Source organism: Liquorilactobacillus vini DSM 20605 (assembly GCF_000255495.1).
GTDB classification, from domain to species: Bacteria; Bacillota; Bacilli; order Lactobacillales; family Lactobacillaceae; genus Liquorilactobacillus; species Liquorilactobacillus vini.
The window spans coordinates 1-774 of the sequence record NZ_AHYZ01000073.1 but is presented as its reverse complement, the minus strand read 5'-3'; the positions used below and the strand labels follow the sequence as shown (position 1 = coordinate 774).

The window sequence follows — 774 nt, the reverse complement described above, 5'->3', positions numbered from 1 at the left end:
CAGGTAAAGATTGCTCTTTTAAATGTCCATTCCGATTGATAATTATCAGTATGTGAGTAATCATGTTTAAATACATAATATCTGTTAAATTGAATTGCGCTTGTTGCTCAAAATTTGTTAAAGCCCGTTCTGCTCTTGAAATCGTACTTGTAGAAAATACGCCAGCTAATCTCGTATAAGCAGCTGAATCCAGCTTAGAGTCATCCGGTTTCATCGTCAAAGGCCGTTGAACTGTCAAAGGTTGATATTCCTTAATTTGTTGACGCAAGTTTTCTCGAATCAATGCTTCAGTTCCAGTAATTCGAGTGCCTTTAAAATCAGAAACAAGATCTAACCCTTGTTGAGCTAGATCCTGTTTAATTATCTTAAAATCACGGGCAATTGAGCTACGCGAAACATGATATTTATCACTTAACTCATTAATGGAAGTTGCTTTTTTACTTAAGAGCAATCCAATTGTTATCTGTTGACGTCTTGTTTTTGCAGTTAAACTAGCAGTTATCGAATTTAATGAGTTTTTAACTCGCAAAAGATCGCTATCTTCCCCCTCTAAAAAATATCCAGAATTCGATTGATACTTTAGCGATACACTATAACTTGCTAAAAATTCTTTTAACTCATTTAAATCGTTTAAAATTGTTCGCTTGCTGACATCAAATTGTTGAGCCAATTGGAAAGTTGTAAAAGCCTGATAACTAGTTGTATCTAACAACAAACCCAATATTTTCCATGTTCGTGATTTCATTTTTAATTCTCCTTAAAAAAATTCGTTAA

1 protein-coding gene is annotated in these 774 nt (G+C 33.5%); it reads right to left on the bottom strand.

Going from position 1 to position 774, the window contains the following annotated elements; genetic code table 11:
* On the bottom strand, positions 1-745 hold a 745-nt coding region (locus ON15_RS04785; RefSeq protein ID WP_010580343.1), incomplete at its 3' end, for a BglG family transcription antiterminator.
* Between the last annotated feature and the right edge of the window lie 29 nt (positions 746-774).